Raw genomic sequence first — 17143 nt, forward strand, 5'->3', positions numbered from 1 at the left:
TCTTTTTGAGAAGAAATAATTGTTTGGGCTTCATATACCGCATCGTTTGCTTGCCGGGAATTAAGATTGTATTTGTTTTGTACCAGTTTGCGGATTGATTGTATTTTAACGCCTTCAAGCAAACGGTTAAAACCAAATCTAACAGCAGTACAGTAGCGTTTCATAAGTTCATCAATATATTTTTTCTGTTCCTTGTCGAGGAAGAGTATCACGCCTCTAGTTGTCGTTTTCATTGGCGTTCAACTCCTGTCTAATATTTTCTTTCAGCTTTTTTGCTGCTCTAGCAACACGCCTGCCATATATCCTTACAGAATAGGTATAAATATATTTTTTTTAAAGCAGTTTCAACCTCCCGACGGAAGAAATGAATATTTTTACAGAATTAATTGTTTCCCACTGCAAATCTTGCTCTTACTGCCCTGCCGTTTAAGTAATTAAATTTCTTTCCCTGGTAAGTATCCAGTTCCTGCAGTCTTCTTTCTATGCCCTGTTTTATTAACCACCAGCTGGTTCCCCAATTGGAAAACAGCAGGTTTTCCTGGGGACCTTTGCCCACCAGACGCTGGATTACGATGGCCGGGTCTAAATATTCCAAAAAGGTAACTACCCGGTCAATGTATTCTTTTTGAGAGATAATGGTGAATTCGCCCCTTTGGTACATATCTCCCAGCACAGTGTTTTTTACCACATAAAGGGAATGAAGTTTAACATAGTGTACGCCGAGGGCCGACAGCAGCTTGGCATTTTCTTTAACATCATCCATGTCATCCCAGGGTAAGTTTAGTATCAGGTGTGCGCATATTTCAAATCCCCGGGCATGAATGCGCTGTACTGCATCCACAAATTCGGCCAGTGTATGACCGCGGTTAACTTTTTTTAATGTATGGTAGTTTACTGTTTGCAAACCCAACTCTATATTAATGTCCAGGGGTTGGTGGTGATTTTTTTGTAATTCCAGTAAAAAATCCAGGTACTGATCGTTAACACAGTCCGGCCTTGTGGATATGGAAATGCCCACCACATCTTTGTCTGCCACCGCGGCAGTGATGTTATCCTTAAACTGTTCCAACGGCAGGTAAGTATTGGTGAATGCTTGAAAGTAAGCGATGAACTTGTGGGCGTTAAAGCGCTGCTGAAAATATTCTTTATTAGAGCTTAACTGCTGCTGTACAGTAAAGGTATTAGGTAAGCATTGAAACCCGGCCCCTTCTTCATCGCAGAAGATGCACCCCCCGTGGCCCACTGTACCATCGCGGTTGGGGCAGCTGCCGGGCAGGTTAACCGGCAGTTTATAAACTTTTTCACCGAACTTTTCTTTTAGATGAGTGGAATAAACACGGTAACGTTGTTGTTCAGACATAGTACAACTCCTTTACGTTATAACATAATAACTTGTCCAACTTTTTATTTATTCAGCCTGTTCAAGTGGTTTTATAATGCCAAATTGATATCCCTGTGCTTTTAAATCTTTAATAATCTTGTCCAATGCCTGGGCGTTATCTGAAGATACGCTGTGCAGTAGTATTACCGCCCCGTTGTGAATGTTGGCCATCACGTGATTGTAGGCCCGCTGCCAACCCTGCTGTTCGTCCACCAGCCAATCCCGGTAAGCCATACTCCAAAATACCGTTTTATACCCTAAGTCTTCAGTAATTTTTAGTGTCCGCTCACTCCATTCGCCCCGGGGCGGTCGAAACAGGTACATGTCGTAGTTAATTAATTCTTTAACTTGGCTTTCTACCCCTAGTATTTCCTGTTTTACTTGTTCTGCTGTCAAACTGGGCAGGCTGGGGTGGGTTACACTGTGGTTACCCAGTACATGGCCTTCTTCAACAATGCGCCTTACAATTTCCGGGTGGTCTTTTACATAGGGTGCAGTAATGAAAAAGTGAGCTTTTACATTATTGGCCTTCAAGGTGTCTAAAATCTGGTTGGTGTAACCGTTTTCATAACCGGAGTCAAAGGTAAGGTAGATTTCTTTTTTATCAGTATTTCCAATATACATACCGCCGTATTTAGTTATAACCGGGCCCACCCAGCCCACCGCGGGGGGCTGGTGTTGGCTGTTGCGTGAAAAGCCCCAGCCGTGGCAGGTGTTATCATACTGGGAATAGTCATCCTTTATGTTTTTTTCACCTGTGCTGTTTACCGGCTTTTCAGCAGCTGTTTCTTTAGGTAATTCCTTTTCTGGGGAATTATTTAATTGACCCGCTGTTTTTTCTTTTTCAACTATTTCCTGAGATGCAGTATTTTTGCCCTCAGACTTTGGAATGGTATTATTATCTAATAATAATCCTTGATTTATAAGGGTCAGTACCGCTAACAGAGGGATGCAGAGTAAAAACATTAGTTTTTTCATGAATAATCACCTCGTAAATATATGCTCTACATTACATTATAACGGAAATAATTACAAAAATATTAGCGGGAGCAGTTTTTTACCCTGAAAATGTTAAAGAATTGGCCAGATTATTTTATTGGTTTTGTATGGCTTTTTCAATGGTTGTTGTGGTGGTGTATATCAGTCAAAAGGGTTATAATGGAACTGTGTAATAAATTTGGGAGGTTATAAAATGAAAAAGGCAAAAATTGAGACCGAACATGGGGAGATCATTATTGAACTGTTTGAAAAGGATGCACCGGGTACGGTGAAGAATTTTGAATCCCTGATTAAAAAAGGCTTTTATGACGGGTTGACCTTTCACCGGGTTATTCCCGGCTTTGTGGCCCAGGGAGGCTGCCCTTACGGAACCGGTACCGGCGGACCCGGTTATACCATCAAGTGTGAAACAGAAGGCAACCCAAACAAACATGTGAGAGGTGCAGTATCCATGGCCCATGCCGGTAAGGATACCGGGGGCAGCCAGTTTTTCATCTGCTACGAAGCGCAGCCCCATTTGGATGGCGTACACACTGTGTTTGGCCAGGTAGTTAAAGGAATGGAAGTGGTGGACAAGATTACACCGGGCACTAAAATGAATAAGGTAACTATGATTGAGGAATAAAATTAAGGGCTCGCCTGGTACGAGCCCTTGATTTCGCAGCAAAAAAGTTTTAATGCTCAAAATCACCTGATTTTTTATCTTCTGATGGAACTGCTTTTAACGGTATTTTGATCTAGGCGCAGTTGAATTTGCTCCCCGTCGGGATAAAACTTTCGCGAATAAGGCAAATACTCGCCCCGTTTTCCCATTGCCAAAACCCGTTTAAATTCCAACCCGGTTAAAGAACAAACTTCTGACAGAGTGTTATAGTCGTCCCCCCCATAAAAGGTAAATTGCATAGCCAGGATGCCGGTTTTTTTAACATGGCGATAGACTGTAACCAGTTTCACATTATTTAAGTTGTGTAATTGTTCGGCCACTGAACTGTCTTCGGTGTACACCGCCCAGTATCCTTGACCTAAGTACCAGATATCGTTTTTCATACTAAAACAATACGAGTTTTTTAAGCTATTTCCTTCTGAGAGATCTTACTTTTTTGGTCGCTTTATGTCAGCAGGCTTCTGGCCAACCTGGCACCTGCCTCATAGGCATTGTTTAATAACTGCTCATCCTTTAACACTGCAGCCTTTTCAAAAAAACCAGGGGCGGCAAACTCATCTATCACTTGATAACCTAAAGCCTGCAGCGGCAGACGCATGGCTTCCAGAACCACACCAAGATTTTCACGGTTGGGCTGCTCGCATACGGAGTATATTAATGCTTTTTTGCCCGGCGGCAGCAGGCTGTACCGGTAACGCCTGTTTTCTGGGTCAAAATAATAAAAAGGGTACAGCCGGTCAATAAAAATTTTCATTTTGGCGCTGACGTTGTAATTGTGGGTGGGGGAACCCAGCACCAATCCCTTGGCCGCCTTTATTTTAGAGTACAGTAACTGCATATCATCTCTATGGGCCCGGCATATTCTGGCGGTGCGGCAGCACTCGCAGCCGATACACTGTTTTATGCGCAGGCTGCGCAGATTTATAATCTCTACAATGGCTCCCTCGGACTTGGCCCCCTGCATTATCTTATCCATCAGCACTTCTGTATTTCCACCCCGGCGGGGACTGGCGCTGATACCCAATATGTAATATTCCTGCTCCACGGCGGAGACCTCCCAAATTGTTCTTTAACCCAATAATATACTATTTATTGATTTTTTTGTATAATTTTGTTATTATCTTGATGAAAAATTTGAAGGGGGATTGATTATGCCTAATAAAATTACCATTGAATACTGCATTGCTTGAGGTTATTTACCAAAGGCTGTCAGTTTGGCAGAAAAACTGTTGAGAATATACAAACATAACCTGGCCGGTTTAGAGCTTATTCCTTCCGGTGGGGGAGTATTTGAAGTGAAGCTGAATGAAAGGCTTATCTTCAGCAAGAAAAAATTAAGCCGTTTTCCCCACGATGGTGAAGTGGAAGAAAAAATAAGGGAAGAACTTTAGAAATAAAGGATAAAAATGCTATAAAGAAAGAAGCCAAAATCCCCAAAACCTGCCGCAATCGCCGGTAAAGGCACGCGGCGGGTTTAATTTTTGACCGATGCAGCCTAATAAATGAATGACTGTGATTTCTTTACCCTAAAATATTAATTTATCCAGGTAATTCAAAATATCATCATCAATGTCATTCACCAGCTGTTTAAGCCTGTCATATCCTTTATAACCATTTCCATTCATCTTATCCATTACATATTTTCCTTTTTTTATTGTTACATTGATTTTTTTGTTTTCCGGTCCAATGATTACTTCTTTGGATACCTGCAGCCTGTAATCGAGGTAAAGCAGCATTTTGATTTTCTTTCTGTTTTTAAACCTGGTTTTAATATGGGACAGTGTTATCACTCCAATGCAACGATATATTTTTGCTGTCTAAATAATAGTTTTCGACATATACTTATGAAATCCTTTTTTATACTTTAGAAAATACGAATTATTATGAAAATTTATCCGGTTTGCCGGTGGTGAAATTAAATGTAGAAATAATATGGTGCTAATGCATTGATAGGACATTATATTGACAAAATAGCATATAAATATGTGAAAACTTTTTGCCTGGAGGGTGGCGTTAATGTATTATTACAAAACGGTATCTGTAAATCCCAAAATACCGCAAAGAATTGGCCGGCTGCAGGAGTTGGCGTATAACCTTTGGTTTAGCTGGAATCCCGAAGCAACTGACCTTTTTGAAATGATTAACCCTGATTTATGGGAAGATGTTTATCACAACCCGGTTAAGTTCCTGCTTAATGTAAACCAAAGTGAATTGGACGCGGCAGCAGGTGATTCCGTTTACCTGGAGTATTATGACCGGGTTTTTAATAACCTTGACCGGTATATGGACGAAGAAAAATGGTTTCAAAAGCACTATCCCGACCATAACGGGCAGGTGATAGCATATTTTTCGGCGGAGTTTGGTTTACACGAGTCACTGCCCATATATTCCGGTGGTTTGGGATTGCTGGCCGGTGATCACACCAAAGCGGCCAGTGATTTAGGTCTGCCTTTTGTCGGTGTTGGCCTGCTGTACAAACACGGGTATTTTACCCAGCGGATAAACAGTGAAGGGTGGCAGCAGGCAGAGTATCCCGGTTTAAATTTTTCAGAAATGCCCATTAAACCTGTTAGCGGCGAAAATGGCAGGGAGGTTATCATCCCGCTGGAATTTCCCGGCCGTACTGTGTTTGTCAAGGTTTGGAAAGTTAATGTAGGCAGAGCGGTAATATACCTGCTGGATGCGGACATTGTGCTGAACAGCCGGGAGGATAGAATGCTTACCGGTCAGTTGTACGGCGGCGGTAACGACATGCGTATTTCCCAGGAGATAATTTTAGGCATTGGTGGAGTCAAGGCGCTGCGGGCTATGGGGATAACGCCCTTTGCCTGGCACATTAATGAAGGACACGCGGCATTTTTATGCCTGGAGCGGATGCGTGAGCTGGTATCCCAGGGGGTGCCTTTGGCCACTGCCAAAGAAGCTGTTAAGTCCAGCACTTTGTTTACCACTCATACACCTGTGCCCGCCGGGCACGATATTTTTGATTCCGGTATGGTGGAACGCTACCTGCAGCCCCTTTACAATGAAATCGGTATGAACCGGGATGACTTTATGAAACTGGGGCGCAATGAAGGCAGCGAAGGATTTAATATGACTGTGCTGGCCATGAATCTTTCCGGGTATACCAACGGGGTAAGTAAACTGCACGGCAGAGTAAGCCGGAAGATGTTTCATCATGTTTTTAAACCTATTCCGTTAGAAGAGGTACCCATTGATTACATAACCAACGGCGTGCATACTAAAAGCTGGTTGGCCCAGGATTTGGCAGATCTTTTTGCCCGCTATTTAGGTGAAGACTGGTATAAAAACATATCTAACGAACAAATGTGGGAACAAATAGAAAATATTCCCGACGATTTGTTGTGGGAGGTACATAAAAAACTAAAGGAGAGAACCATAACATATATTCGGGAAAACCTGAAAGAACAGCGTAGAAGCAACAAAGAATCTATTAAACAGATTATGGAAGTGGATAACTACCTGGACCCCGAGGCCCTTACCATTGGCTTTGCCCGGCGGTTTGCCACCTATAAGAGAGCAACCTTGTTATTTAGGGATAAACAGCGGCTGGCGCGGTTATTATGCAATCCCGAACGGCCGGTGCAAATAATATTTGCCGGCAAGGCCCACCCGGCTGACCAGCCCGGTAAGGAATTAATTAAACAAATTTATGATATTTCCAGCGAAGAACCGTTTAAGGGAAAAATAATATTTTTAGAGAACTATGATATCAACATGGCCAGGCACCTGGTACAGGGAGTGGATGTGTGGCTAAACACGCCCCGGTGGCCCATGGAAGCCAGCGGCACCAGCGGTATGAAAGCAGGACTTAATGGAGTATTGAATTGTAGCGTGCTGGATGGGTGGTGGCCGGAAGCATATAACGGCCAAAATGGATTTGCCGTTGGTGAGGATAAACAATATCACAGCGAAGAAGAGCAGGATAGGGACGATGCTTACTATCTTTATGCCGTGCTGGAAGAACAGGTTGTACCCAGTTATTATGAACGAAAAAACGGTTTATCGCCGGAGTGGATGATGCGTATGAAATCCTGCCTGTGCACCATAACCTGGGAGTTCAGCACCGAACGGATGGTAAAAGATTATGTTCAAAAGTTTTATGTAAACTGTATAAAACGGGGGATAGAATTCCAGCAAAACAACTATGAAATTGCTGCTCAAATTAAGGGCTTTAAGCAATTTATCCAGGAAAACTGGCACCACGTAACCATACAATCTGTCAATACCAACGGTAAAGACGAAATGCTGGTAGGAGATGAGCTGCAGTTAGAAGTACAGGTAAAATTAGGCCCCATTTGGTATGAAGATGTTAGTGTAGAAATTGTTTGCGGTGATGAAATAGACGGTACATTACAAAATATACGCACTTTCCCCATGGAGCACGTGGAACAGGTTTCTGAAGGAATTCACAACTTCCGGGGTGCTGTGAAACCGGAACAGGGTACGCTGGGATACACCGTAAGGGTACGCCCCAACAACCCGCACTTTGCTAACAAGTTTGAGGTACCGCTGGTGAGTTGGGCGCCGAACTTTTAAAAGAGGCGCAGGCGCGGCTTGGCCGCGCTTTTTACATTCAAATTATACAGTGATTAAATAGTTGTAGTTGGTGTAAAATGCTGGTATACTAGAGCGTGGTTTCTTGTACAGGGGAGGAACGTTTAAAATGCAAAAGAAACAGGATATTCGCAATATAGCCATTATTGCTCACGTTGATCATGGGAAAACCACGCTGGTGGATGGAATGCTTAAGCAGAGCGGTATTTTTAGAGAAAACCAGCAGGTAGAAGAACGGGTAATGGACTCCAATGAATTAGAGCGTGAGCGGGGTATTACAATTTTGGCTAAAAATACCTCTGTTCGCTATGGCAATGTCAAAATAAACATAGTGGATACCCCGGGGCACTCTGATTTTGGCGGTGAAGTGGAACGGGTATTAAAAATGGTAGATGGTGTTCTGCTGCTGGTGGATGCTTTCGAAGGACCGATGCCCCAAACCCGCTTTGTACTGCGCAAAGCACTGGAATTGAACTTGAAACCAATTGTGGTAGTAAATAAAATAGACCGTCCCGATGCCAGGGTGGAGCAGGTTGTGGACGAAGTGCTGGAACTATTTATTGACCTGGATGCATCCGACGAGCAGTTGGATTTTCCTGTGGTGTACACTTCAGCTAAAGATGGGGTGGCCACCATGGATATTTCAGAGCCGGGCCAAAATTTAAAACCGCTGTTTGAAACTATACTGGAGCATGTGCCGGAACCGGAGGGAGATGCCAACGGCCCGTTACAGCTGCTGGTTAACAACACAGAGTATGACCCTTATCAAGGGCGTATGGCGGTGGGGCGCATCAACCGGGGAAGTTTAAAATCCGGCCAACAGGTGGTGTTAATTCACCATGACGGCACCACAGTGCCTGCCCGGCTGGGGAGATTGTATGTTTTCGAAGGACTGAACCGAACAGAAACAAAAGAAGCGGGCTGCGGCGAAATTGTAACCTTTGCCGGGCTGGAGGATGTAAGGATTGGAGATACAGTGGCAGACCCGGAACACCCGGAGCAGCTGCCGCCCATTACAGTGGATGAGCCCACCTTAAAAATGAACTTTATTGTCAACGACAGTCCCTTTGCCGGCCGGGAAGGAAAATTTTTAACTTCCCGGGAACTGCGGGCCAGGCTGTATAAAGAAATGGAGAAAAACGTAAGCCTGCGGGTGCGCGACACCGAAAATCCCGAAGTTTTTGAAGTTTCCGGGCGGGGAGAACTGCACCTGTCTATTTTAATAGAAACAATGCGCCGGGAAGGATATGAACTGGCTGTATCCAAACCGGAGGTAATATATAAGAAAAAAGACAATGTGCTGCTGGAACCGGTGGAACTGCTGTATGTAGATATTCCCGAAGATAAAATGGGTGCGGTGATGGAAATACTGGGCAACCGCCGGGGAGAAATGCAGAACATGATCAACATGGGAGGCGGCCAGCTGCGCTTGGAATTTAAAGTGCCTGCCCGGGGCCTGATTGGTTTCCGCACCCAGCTGCTTACCGAAACCCGGGGCCAAGCGGTGATGAATCATGTTTTTTATGGCTATGAACCTTACAAAGGAGATATAAAAAGGCGTTATCACGGGGTTTTAATAGCCTCTGAATCAGGGGAAAGTACACTGTATGGCCTGCATTCAGTGCAGGATCGTGGTACTTTGTTTATCACACCAGGTACCGAGGTTTATGAGGGAATGATAGTGGGCGAAAACGCCCGGGAACAGGACCTGGAGGTAAACGTGTGTAAGAAAAAACATCTTACCAACATGCGTAACAGTACAGCGGAAGCGGCTTTGAGATTGGAAGAACCCCGTAAATTAAGCCTGGAAGAAGCTTTGGAATATCTTGGTGATGACGAGCTGCTGGAAATTACCCCTGCAAATTTGCGGATGCGCAAGAAGCTGCTGCAAAAGCACCAGCGGGAAAAAGCAGCCAAGAAGGCAAAAACCCAGTAACTGATATACAGGCAGAGAAACCGGTATCTGAAGACTGGAAACAGAATATACCGGGGACCTGCCGCTGCCGGCCCGCTGAGCAGTTTGCAGGTGGTGCCGGGCTGAATAAACCAGAGAGGTAAGGAACCTTGAAGATTATTGTAGATGCCGATGCCTGTCCTAAAAAGGTATTAAATATCTGCCAGAAAACTGCTGTTGAAAATGATATTGAGTTTTGGACGGTGGCCAGCTTTAACCATCATATAGAGTCCCCTCACCATATTATGGTGGGAAATAATTCCCAGGAGGCTGACATACGTATTGCCAACCTCTGCAGCGGAGGGGACATAGTTGTCACCCAGGACTGGGGCTTAGCGGCTGTGGTGCTGGGCAGAGGTGCCGCCGCCCTGTCACCGTGGGGGAAGATATTTCGAGCGGAAACGATAGATTTTTTATTGGAAGAGCGTGAAGTGAAGGCTAAACTGCGCCGGGCCGGGGGTAGAACGAAGGGGCCGGGTAAACGTACCAAAGAAGATGATAAACGCTTTGCCCGCAGCCTGCAAAAGTTAATTGAAGAACTTTCAGGCTAGTGGAGGCAGAGGGGCCGCACAAGAGGTGCGGCGCCTTGATCCAGTAACATTTCACTTAATCTAAGCCCAGGACAGTTCTAAGTGCTTTAATGTGGCGGCATTGAAAGTTGGGGTTTATGCGGGAACGGAATAAAAAGGTACAGCAGTCGCAGCTGGTAGTAGTGGTAGTCAGCTCATAACGGCAGTCATAATCAATAACATAGGCCAGGTCTTTATCCACCAAGTATACCACCAAGTCGCCTACTTCATAAGGGTGATTGAACTCTACTTTTTTTCCATCACTCATACTATTTCAACCCTTTCATTGTAGGAGTTGCATACGACAGATATTGTAACATAAATTTCCTAAAAACTCATTAACCGGCCAAGTGATTTTAATAAAATCCATTTTGCCATAAATTTACTGATATTAATGCTTGCAATGAATTTTAATTTATGCTATAATCTCAAAACAATTAAGTAAATATAATACAAAAACTGTGAAGGAGAAAAGTAAGTTAAGTCCAGCTTTACAGGGAGAAGGTGTCATCGACTGGAAGCACCTTTAAAGCATGGTTAACCGAAGTTCTCTCCGGAGTTGCCGGCTGAATCCCTAAAAGGGTAGTAGGTTAGGCCGTAAGCTTCCAACGTTACAAGGAAGGGGGTATCGGAACAGTGGTTCCCGTACCTTTAACGAGTGGGCCTGTTATAACAGGTCAACTAGGGTGGTAACGCGGTAAGCCAAGGCTTTTCGTCCCTTGAGGAGGAAAAGCTTTTTTTATTTTAGGGAACTATTGTATACCTGTACCTTTAATGAGCGGGCCTTTTTCACAGGTCAATTAGGGTGGTACCACGGAAGCCCATAGCTTTCGTCCCTTGCGGGCAACAGCTATGGGCTTTTAATTTTATATTTGTGCAGGAGGTTAGCATAATGATAGTGGTAATGAATATTGACTCCACAGCTAAACAAATTGAGGCGGTTAATAAGCAATTAGATAAATTGGGCTTTAAAACACACATAATTCGAGGGGTTAACAGGATTGTTATTGGAGCAGTGGGAGACCGGCAGGCCGTGGATTCAAGCCTTGAGCAAATGCCCGGGGTGGAAAGGGTAGTACCGATTATGAAACCTTTTAAATTAGTCAGCAGGGAACTTCAGGAAGAAAATTCCATAATTGATGTGCGGGGAATCAGTATTGGTGGAGACAGTATAGTGATTATATCCGGCCCCTGTGCCGTGGAAAGCAGGGAACAGTTACTGGCAGCTGCCCGTTTTGTAAAAAAAGCCGGGGCGCATATTTTAAGGGGTGGTGCTTATAAGCCCCGAACCTCACCTTACAGTTTCCAGGGTCTGGAGGAAAAAGGACTCCAACTATTAAAAGAAGTATCATTGGAAACCGGGCTGCCTACGATAACAGAAGTAATCGATGAATACAGCCTGGAGCGGGCTTTAAATTACGTAGATATACTCCAGATTGGGGCCAGAAACATGCAGAATTTCCGTTTGCTTAAGAAAGCCGGGCAGACCGGTAAACCCATTTTGTTAAAGCGGGGTATGTCTGCCACTATTGAAGAGTGGCTTATGGCGGCCGAATATATTATGTGTGAGGGTAATGATAAAATCATCCTCTGTGAGCGGGGAATTAGAACTTTTGAAACCTACACCCGCAATACGTTGGATTTAAGCGCTGTACCCCTGGTGAAAAGACTTAGCCACCTGCCGGTAATTGTTGATCCCAGTCATGCCACCGGTGACAGGCAGCTGGTTTTACCCATGTCGCAGGCCGCTATAGCAGCCGGGGCGGACGGCCTGATTTTAGAAATGCACCCGGAACCCGGTAAAGCCCTGTGTGACGGGGCGCAGTCTCTGGACCCGGGGGAACTGGTGCGGTTGATGGAACAGCTGCACAAAATGATGCCTGCGGTGGGCCGGTATATGGCACAGTAGAACTTGGGGGGAAGCTGTAAATGATTAAAAAAATGGGTTATCTTGGTCCGCGGGGTACCTTTTGCGAGGAAGCGGCACTGAAGTTTATGCGGGGAAAAGGCTGGGAACTGCTGCCCTATCCTTCAATAGCGGATATTTTTTCCGCTGTTGAAGGCGGGGAAGTGAAATTTGGAATAGTACCCATTGAAAACTCATGTGAAGGTGCAGTGAACGAAACTTTAGATTTACTGGCCTACCGGTATGATTTAAAGATAGCGGGAGAAATAGTTCTGCCGGTCAGCCACAGCTTGTTGGCCCGGCCCGGTGTAGATGCTGGAGAGATTTCCTGCATATTATCACATCCCCAGGCCCTGGCCCAATGCCGGAGATACCTGTCCGGCAATTATTCCCAAGCGCGCTTAGTAGATGTTTCAAGTACCGCTGAAGCGGCGCGGATGGCAGCACAATCTGCTGAGCCCTGGGCGGCAGTGGGGCCGGCGAGGGTTTCCCACCAGTACGGGCTTACAGTTGTGGCACCGAATATTAATGACCAACCTAATAATGAAACCAGGTTTGTGGTGTTATCCCGGGAGGACAGTGTCGATACCGGGGGATGCAAAACATCTCTTTTAGTTTATGTTCCAAACAAGCCAGGGGCGTTGTTTAAAGTGCTTGAAGAGTTTTCATTAAAAGGAGTTAACCTGACCAAGATAGAATCTCGACCTGCCAGAACTCAAATTGGTGAGTACCTGTTTTTTATTGATCTTGATGGGCACCGCCTGCAGTTTCCGGTTAAAGAGGCCTTGGAAGAACTTAAAACGGTGGCCCGGATTGTACGGGTCTTGGGTTCGTACCCGGCAGATAATGGAAAGTGCGGTAAAAATAGCTGCCATTCCCCGGCGATAGATAATCTAAGACATCAAATTGACCTCATTGATAGTCAGATCATTGAACTGTTAGGTAGGCGTACCAGGCTGGTTGAAAGGGTAGGTTGTTTTAAGCGATCTGTTCACAATGTACGTGACCCGGAGCGTGAGCGGTATATTCTGGGCAAGATTAAAACCCTGGCCAGGCAGAAGGGGTTCAGCCCGGCAGTGGCAGCCGAAATATACGAAATTCTTTTCAATCACTTTGTAAAACTACAGCAAAAAAAGTTAACTGAATTGGAAAAAACTTAAATCCATTCCTAAACCCACTAAGCCGGAGGTGGAAAATTTGAAAAAACCAAACCTCCGGCTTAGACATTTAGAAAAGTACGGGCAGACAATTTACTTACCTCCTATTTTTTTGTTTTTTTTCTTCAGCAGTCAAATCACGGTTTGGATCTTCCAACCGCTCTAAACCGATGCTGGTCAAAATTTCTTCAATTAAATCCTTACTCATAACATCACCTCCTTGTTTATATTCAGTTCATCATAACATAATATAATATATAGGTGTATTTTTTATTAAGTCAATGTTAATATTTGTTTAATTTGAGCGTGTTTAGCATTGATTTTTAATCTAATTGATTTGTTTCTAAATATTAGAGTAGGATATTGGGTAAACGGGCATGAACAAGTAATATGCAGCATAGGATAAATTTTGGGTTTTATAATTGCTTAACCGGTACAAACTAAATATGGTAATAAATACTTATGTTAGGAGGTAGCCATGCAGCAGCCACTAAGTTTTGATTACTCCAAAGCACTGAATTTTGTTCAAGAACACGAGCTTCTTTACCTTAAACAGGAAATAAAATTAGCCCATGATATGCTGCACAGCAAAATGGGGCCCGGCAACGACTATGTGGGCTGGTTGGATCTGCCCCAAAACTATGACCAGGCAGAATTTAACCGGATAAAAGAAACGGCAGAAAAAATAAAATCCCAGTACGATGCCCTGGTGGTGATAGGCATTGGCGGCTCGTACATTGGTGCCAAGGCAGCCATTGAAATGCTGGGTCATTCCTTTCACAACCTGCTGCCCAAAGAGAAAAGGAGCGGGGCGGAAATATATTTTGTGGGCAACAATTTAAGCCCTGTATATACCAGGCATTTACTGGAATTGCTGCAGGACAAAGAAATATGCCTCAATGTGATATCTAAATCCGGTACAACCACGGAAACAGCCATTGCCTTTCGCCTCCTTCGGGAATATGTGGAGCAAAAATACGGAAAGGATGAAGCCCGGAAACGTATTTATGTTACCACTGACAGCGAAAAGGGAGCGCTGAAAAAAATGGCCGATGCAGAGGGGTACGAAACCTTTGTCATTCCCGATGATGTGGGAGGCAGGTATTCGGTTTTAACGGCGGTGGGGCTGCTGCCCATTGCCGCCAGCGGTGCGGATATTGACCGGATTATGGCCGGGGCGGCAGAGGCGGTGGATGTTTATGCCAATCCCCAGCTGGCGGAGAATCCCGCCTACCAGTATGCGGCGGTGAGAAATGCCCTTTATCGCAAAGGCAAAACCATTGAACTGCTGGTAAATTATGAGCCGGCACTGCAGTTTTTTTCTGAATGGTGGAAACAGCTTTTTGGTGAAAGTGAAGGTAAGGATAATAAAGGTATTTTTCCGGCGGCGGTGAACTTTACCACTGACCTTCATTCCATCGGGCAGTATATCCAGGATGGCCTGCGCAATATATTTGAAACGGTAATACATATTGAAAGACCCAGGGAAGACATAACTATTAAAGAGGAACCGGAGAACATTGACGGCCTTAACTTTCTGGCCGGCAAAACCATGGACTTTGTAAACAAAAAAGCCTTTGAAGGCACCCTGCTGGCCCACAGTGACGGTAATGTGCCCAATTTAGTTATCCGCCTGCCGCAGATTTCTGAGTATCATTATGGTCATTTAGTATATTTCTTCGAAAAGGCCTGCGGCATCAGCGGTTACCTGCTGGGGGTAAACCCCTTTAACCAGCCCGGTGTGGAAGCCTACAAAAAGAATATGTTTGCCCTGCTGGGCAAACCGGGTTTTGAAGAACAAAAGGCCGAATTGGAAAAACGATTGTAAAAACAACATTAAGAAATTAACATTATTAATAATTGTTAGGGGTAAGATAGCAGTATATCTCACCCCTTTACTTTTAGTTGAAGTGTGCTGCATGCTCACAGCTTGTATTCTAAATATTCGTAATGGCATGGATTTCCGTATGATATATACATTGTTCTATCCTCGGGAACCATGATGAATGAAGCCAGTGTTTCAGAGTGGAATTCCGGCGGCTTTTCTTCATCAATATGCCTGCAGATGGAATGCGGATAGTTGTTGTGATCGGATAAAATTTCCATCATCAATTTTAAAGTTATGTTTCCGTAGTTTTGTTCTATCAGTTTTTGGATCCGGTTTACGCGCAGGTAGCTGTCCGGGAATAAAAAATAACCCCAGTCGCCTTTTTTGAATCTCTCGGTGAGGTAGTGATTGGAGTGAACGAGTATATCTTTTTCCGGCTGCAGGACATTAAAATCGTCGAAGACGCTTTCTATACCGGTGATGTTTCCCCCGGCATTGGCCAGATGATAATATCCAATACCACGTGCAGCTTGACAAAGAATTCCCAGGGCATCGCTTATTGACTTCTGCCTCATAACTTTAGGGAGATAGCATCCGATGGGGATATTGAGCTGGTAATTTTCCATGGGGGTAAGGGTCATATTTGCACACATGCCTAAGCCGGCAGAATTTAAGGTATATTCCAGAACTCCTCCTAAAGACAGGGCTAGCTGTTCCAACCCGTTGGCGTACCTTATTTTTAGCAGGTCCATTGGAAAACCGGGCGTCCAGTCGATATTTTGCCCGAGCATTGTTTTTCCATTTTTGGTTGCCGCGCCGGTAATGGCGAAGGAAGTGCATAGACCTGAGATTTTACCGTAAAATAAACCCACTTCAAAGGAAGACCGGAGATAAAAAGCCTCTTCAAAGCTAATTCCGGCGCCTTCCGATTCTCCCTTTAAAAATTCAATCAGTTGGGGATCAAAATTTTTCACCAAAGGAAGAAATTTATTGGCGTTAGCAATAATTTCTTCCTTACTGGTACTGCAGCGGTGTATTATTCCTTCCAAATTCATCTCTAAGGATTTAAGAATATTATCTTTACAGGCTTCCCCATACTGCCGGCCGATTTCATATGCAGTGCCCTTGCACTCTATTATTTTAAAGGCTTTGGCCTTTTTCATGGCTGTTCCTCCTGTTCCTAACGTTTTTTTATACCCATCCAGTAATCCTGCCAAGCAAATTTAATTTTTTGCTCTTTTAATTTTTCATTTAGCAGTGTTGAAAACAATAAAAACCCTTCCCTTATGGAATAATAGGACAAAAGCATAACTTCTACCGGGGCTTTGCGGATTACCCCTTGGTTCATTCCCTGCTGAAAAATTTTTTTAAATTCTTCTTTAAAGTAATTTTCATTACTAAATATTTTTAAATAGAGTTTGTCTTTTAAAGACGCTGGAGGAAAAAACAGGATTCGGTTCCAAAAGGCGGATACTTTTTTGGATTGAGCAAAATATAATATGTACTGTTCAAAAATGTAATACAGTTTTTGCTCGATCTCCTCGATATTTCGAGCAGTATCCAACACTTTTTCCATGTAGCTGCGGTAGTCCTTTTCCAGTTCTTCGTAAATGGATAGAAACAACTCCTCCTTTCCGTTGAAATAGGTATAAATTGCTGGTTTCTTAATGCCCACTCCCGCCGCAATTTGGTTCATGGTTGTTGCTTCATAACCATTGGAGGCGAAAAGAGAAAAGGCCACTTTTTTAATTTTTTCCTTGGTATTACTGCGCATCATTCATCTCCTACTCTGAAAAAGTTATCTTACTGAGCCCGGCAGCTGCTCACCGAAAAGCGTTCGCTCATGCAAGTGGTGCCGGGGGCTCATTACCTGTTGGTGCCACGTGCAGTATGGAAATTTACCCAATTTACTTAACGACCGGTAAGTAAATTATAACCTTAATTTTAATACAATTCAATATTTTTTTAATTTTAAGATTGTATTTTTCCAGCAGGCAGCTTATGGGGTGTTTAATCGAGTAGGAGGGAGTGATTAACTCCCGTCCTCTCACACCACCGTACGTACCGTTCGGTATACGGCGGTTCATGTTGTGGAACGAAGTTCATC

General features: G+C 44.1%; 15 protein-coding genes, 2 pseudogenes and 1 other annotated feature. Of the genes and pseudogenes, 8 read left to right on the forward strand and 9 right to left on the reverse strand.

The features are described from left to right. The 3 genes and pseudogenes from JOC37_RS12265 to pdaA form a co-directional block, all read right to left on the reverse strand. Positions 1 to 233 (reverse strand): annotated as a pseudogene (locus tag JOC37_RS12265) (IS200/IS605 family accessory protein TnpB-related protein); the annotation flags it as partial. Between the two features lie 149 nt (positions 234 to 382). Then, a complete protein-coding gene (gene mnmL, locus JOC37_RS12270) occupies positions 383 to 1360 on the reverse strand; it encodes a tRNA modification radical SAM protein MnmL/YtqA (RefSeq protein WP_204619363.1) in 978 nt (325 codons plus the stop codon). A 48-nt stretch (positions 1361 to 1408) separates the two neighbouring features. Next, positions 1409 to 2359 carry a delta-lactam-biosynthetic de-N-acetylase gene (gene pdaA, locus JOC37_RS12275; RefSeq protein WP_204619365.1) on the reverse strand — a complete coding sequence of 317 codons (951 nt, stop codon included), beginning with the start codon at positions 2357 to 2359 and terminating at the stop codon, positions 1409 to 1411. Between the two features lie 214 nt (positions 2360 to 2573). Here pdaA and JOC37_RS12280 point away from each other — a divergent pair, with 214 nt between their 5' ends. Next, positions 2574 to 3005, forward strand: a complete 432-nt coding sequence (locus JOC37_RS12280) for a peptidylprolyl isomerase (RefSeq protein ID WP_204619367.1) — start codon at positions 2574 to 2576, stop codon at positions 3003 to 3005. Positions 3006 to 3079: 74 nt separating this feature from the next. Here the strand turns inward: JOC37_RS12280 and JOC37_RS12285 are convergent, their stop codons facing one another. Together JOC37_RS12285 and JOC37_RS12290 are read right to left on the reverse strand one after the other, a co-directional pair. Next, positions 3080 to 3427 (reverse strand): hypothetical protein, encoded by a 348-nt coding sequence (locus JOC37_RS12285; RefSeq protein WP_204619369.1) that lies wholly within the window; start codon positions 3425 to 3427, stop codon positions 3080 to 3082. Positions 3428 to 3489: 62 nt separating this feature from the next. Continuing rightward, a complete protein-coding gene (locus JOC37_RS12290) occupies positions 3490 to 4089 on the reverse strand; it encodes an NAD(P)H-dependent oxidoreductase (protein WP_204619371.1) in 600 nt (199 codons plus the stop codon). A 157-nt stretch (positions 4090 to 4246) separates the two neighbouring features. Between JOC37_RS12290 and JOC37_RS12295 the strand changes: the two are divergent. Beyond that, positions 4247 to 4435, forward strand: a pseudogene (locus JOC37_RS12295) (SelT/SelW/SelH family protein); the annotation flags it as partial. Positions 4436 to 4570: 135 nt separating this feature from the next. Here JOC37_RS12295 and JOC37_RS12300 read toward each other — a convergent pair. After that, on the reverse strand, positions 4571 to 4780 hold the full coding sequence (locus tag JOC37_RS12300) for a hypothetical protein (RefSeq protein WP_204619373.1): 210 nt from the start codon (positions 4778 to 4780) through the stop codon (positions 4571 to 4573). Positions 4781 to 5060: 280 nt separating this feature from the next. Between JOC37_RS12300 and glgP the strand changes: the two genes are divergently transcribed. The 3 genes from glgP (at position 5061) to JOC37_RS12315 (ending at position 10127) form a co-directional block, all read left to right on the forward strand. Then, positions 5061 to 7604, forward strand: a complete 2544-nt coding sequence (gene glgP, locus JOC37_RS12305; RefSeq protein WP_204619375.1) for an alpha-glucan family phosphorylase — start codon at positions 5061 to 5063, stop codon at positions 7602 to 7604. A gap of 127 nt (positions 7605 to 7731) precedes the next feature. Continuing rightward, complete coding sequence (gene typA, locus JOC37_RS12310) at positions 7732 to 9558, forward strand: translational GTPase TypA (protein ID WP_204619377.1); 1827 nt, start codon at positions 7732 to 7734, stop codon at positions 9556 to 9558. 128 nt (positions 9559 to 9686) lie between these two features. Continuing rightward, positions 9687 to 10127: a YaiI/YqxD family protein gene (locus tag JOC37_RS12315; protein WP_204619379.1), complete on the forward strand. Its 441-nt coding sequence runs from the start codon at positions 9687 to 9689 to the stop codon at positions 10125 to 10127. A gap of 55 nt (positions 10128 to 10182) precedes the next feature. Here JOC37_RS12315 and JOC37_RS12320 read toward each other — a convergent pair whose 3' ends face one another. Then, positions 10183 to 10413 (reverse strand): hypothetical protein, encoded by a 231-nt coding sequence (locus tag JOC37_RS12320; protein WP_204619380.1) that lies wholly within the window; start codon positions 10411 to 10413, stop codon positions 10183 to 10185. A gap of 184 nt (positions 10414 to 10597) precedes the next feature. Further along, positions 10598 to 10868 (forward strand) — a binding site (T-box leader). A gap of 169 nt (positions 10869 to 11037) precedes the next feature. Between JOC37_RS12320 and aroF the strand changes: the two genes are divergently transcribed. The 3 genes from aroF to JOC37_RS12335 all read left to right on the forward strand — a co-directional run bounded on the left by aroF (position 11038) and on the right by JOC37_RS12335 (position 15036). Then, positions 11038 to 12054 carry a 3-deoxy-7-phosphoheptulonate synthase gene (gene aroF / locus JOC37_RS12325; RefSeq protein WP_204619381.1) on the forward strand — a complete coding sequence of 339 codons (1017 nt, stop codon included), beginning with the start codon at positions 11038 to 11040 and terminating at the stop codon, positions 12052 to 12054. A 20-nt stretch (positions 12055 to 12074) separates the two neighbouring features. After that, entirely contained in the window at positions 12075 to 13211 is a 1137-nt protein-coding gene (gene pheA, locus JOC37_RS12330) for a prephenate dehydratase (RefSeq protein WP_204619382.1), read from the forward strand. 475 nt (positions 13212 to 13686) lie between these two features. Continuing rightward, entirely contained in the window at positions 13687 to 15036 is a 1350-nt protein-coding gene (locus JOC37_RS12335) for a glucose-6-phosphate isomerase (RefSeq protein WP_204619383.1), read from the forward strand. Positions 15037 to 15131: 95 nt separating this feature from the next. Here the strand turns inward: JOC37_RS12335 and JOC37_RS12340 are convergent, their stop codons facing one another. Continuing rightward, complete coding sequence (locus tag JOC37_RS12340; protein WP_204619384.1) at positions 15132 to 16199, reverse strand: C45 family autoproteolytic acyltransferase/hydrolase; 1068 nt, start codon at positions 16197 to 16199, stop codon at positions 15132 to 15134. Positions 16200 to 16216: 17 nt separating this feature from the next. Next, the gene (locus JOC37_RS12345; RefSeq protein WP_204619385.1) at positions 16217 to 16810 is read right to left on the reverse strand and encodes a TetR/AcrR family transcriptional regulator; all 594 of its coding nucleotides are present in this window, start codon (positions 16808 to 16810) and stop codon (positions 16217 to 16219) included. Positions 16811 to 17143 lie beyond the last annotated feature (333 nt).

It is taken from the genome of Desulforadius tongensis (genome assembly GCF_016907915.1).
In the GTDB taxonomy this organism is placed as follows: domain Bacteria; phylum Bacillota; class Desulfotomaculia; order Desulfotomaculales; family Desulfohalotomaculaceae; genus Desulforadius; species Desulforadius tongensis.

Coding starts and splice junctions, on each gene's coding strand:
- JOC37_RS12280 (WP_204619367.1), top strand. CDS start 2,574: ATGAAAAAGGCAAAAATTGAGACCGAACATGGGGAGATCATTATTGAA.
- typA (WP_204619377.1), top strand. CDS start 7,732: ATGCAAAAGAAACAGGATATTCGCAATATAGCCATTATTGCTCACGTT.
- JOC37_RS12320 (WP_204619380.1), bottom strand. CDS start 10,413: ATGAGTGATGGAAAAAAAGTAGAGTTCAATCACCCTTATGAAGTAGGC.
- JOC37_RS12285 (WP_204619369.1), bottom strand. CDS start 3,427: ATGAAAAACGATATCTGGTACTTAGGTCAAGGATACTGGGCGGTGTAC.
- JOC37_RS12340 (WP_204619384.1), bottom strand. CDS start 16,199: ATGAAAAAGGCCAAAGCCTTTAAAATAATAGAGTGCAAGGGCACTGCA.
- pdaA (WP_204619365.1), bottom strand. CDS start 2,359: ATGAAAAAACTAATGTTTTTACTCTGCATCCCTCTGTTAGCGGTACTG.
- JOC37_RS12300 (WP_204619373.1), bottom strand. CDS start 4,780: ATGCTGCTTTACCTCGATTACAGGCTGCAGGTATCCAAAGAAGTAATC.
- aroF (WP_204619381.1), top strand. CDS start 11,038: ATGATAGTGGTAATGAATATTGACTCCACAGCTAAACAAATTGAGGCG.
- pheA (WP_204619382.1), top strand. CDS start 12,075: ATGATTAAAAAAATGGGTTATCTTGGTCCGCGGGGTACCTTTTGCGAG.
- mnmL (WP_204619363.1), bottom strand. CDS start 1,360: ATGTCTGAACAACAACGTTACCGTGTTTATTCCACTCATCTAAAAGAA.
- JOC37_RS12345 (WP_204619385.1), bottom strand. CDS start 16,810: ATGCGCAGTAATACCAAGGAAAAAATTAAAAAAGTGGCCTTTTCTCTT.
- JOC37_RS12335 (WP_204619383.1), top strand. CDS start 13,687: ATGCAGCAGCCACTAAGTTTTGATTACTCCAAAGCACTGAATTTTGTT.
- glgP (WP_204619375.1), top strand. CDS start 5,061: ATGTATTATTACAAAACGGTATCTGTAAATCCCAAAATACCGCAAAGA.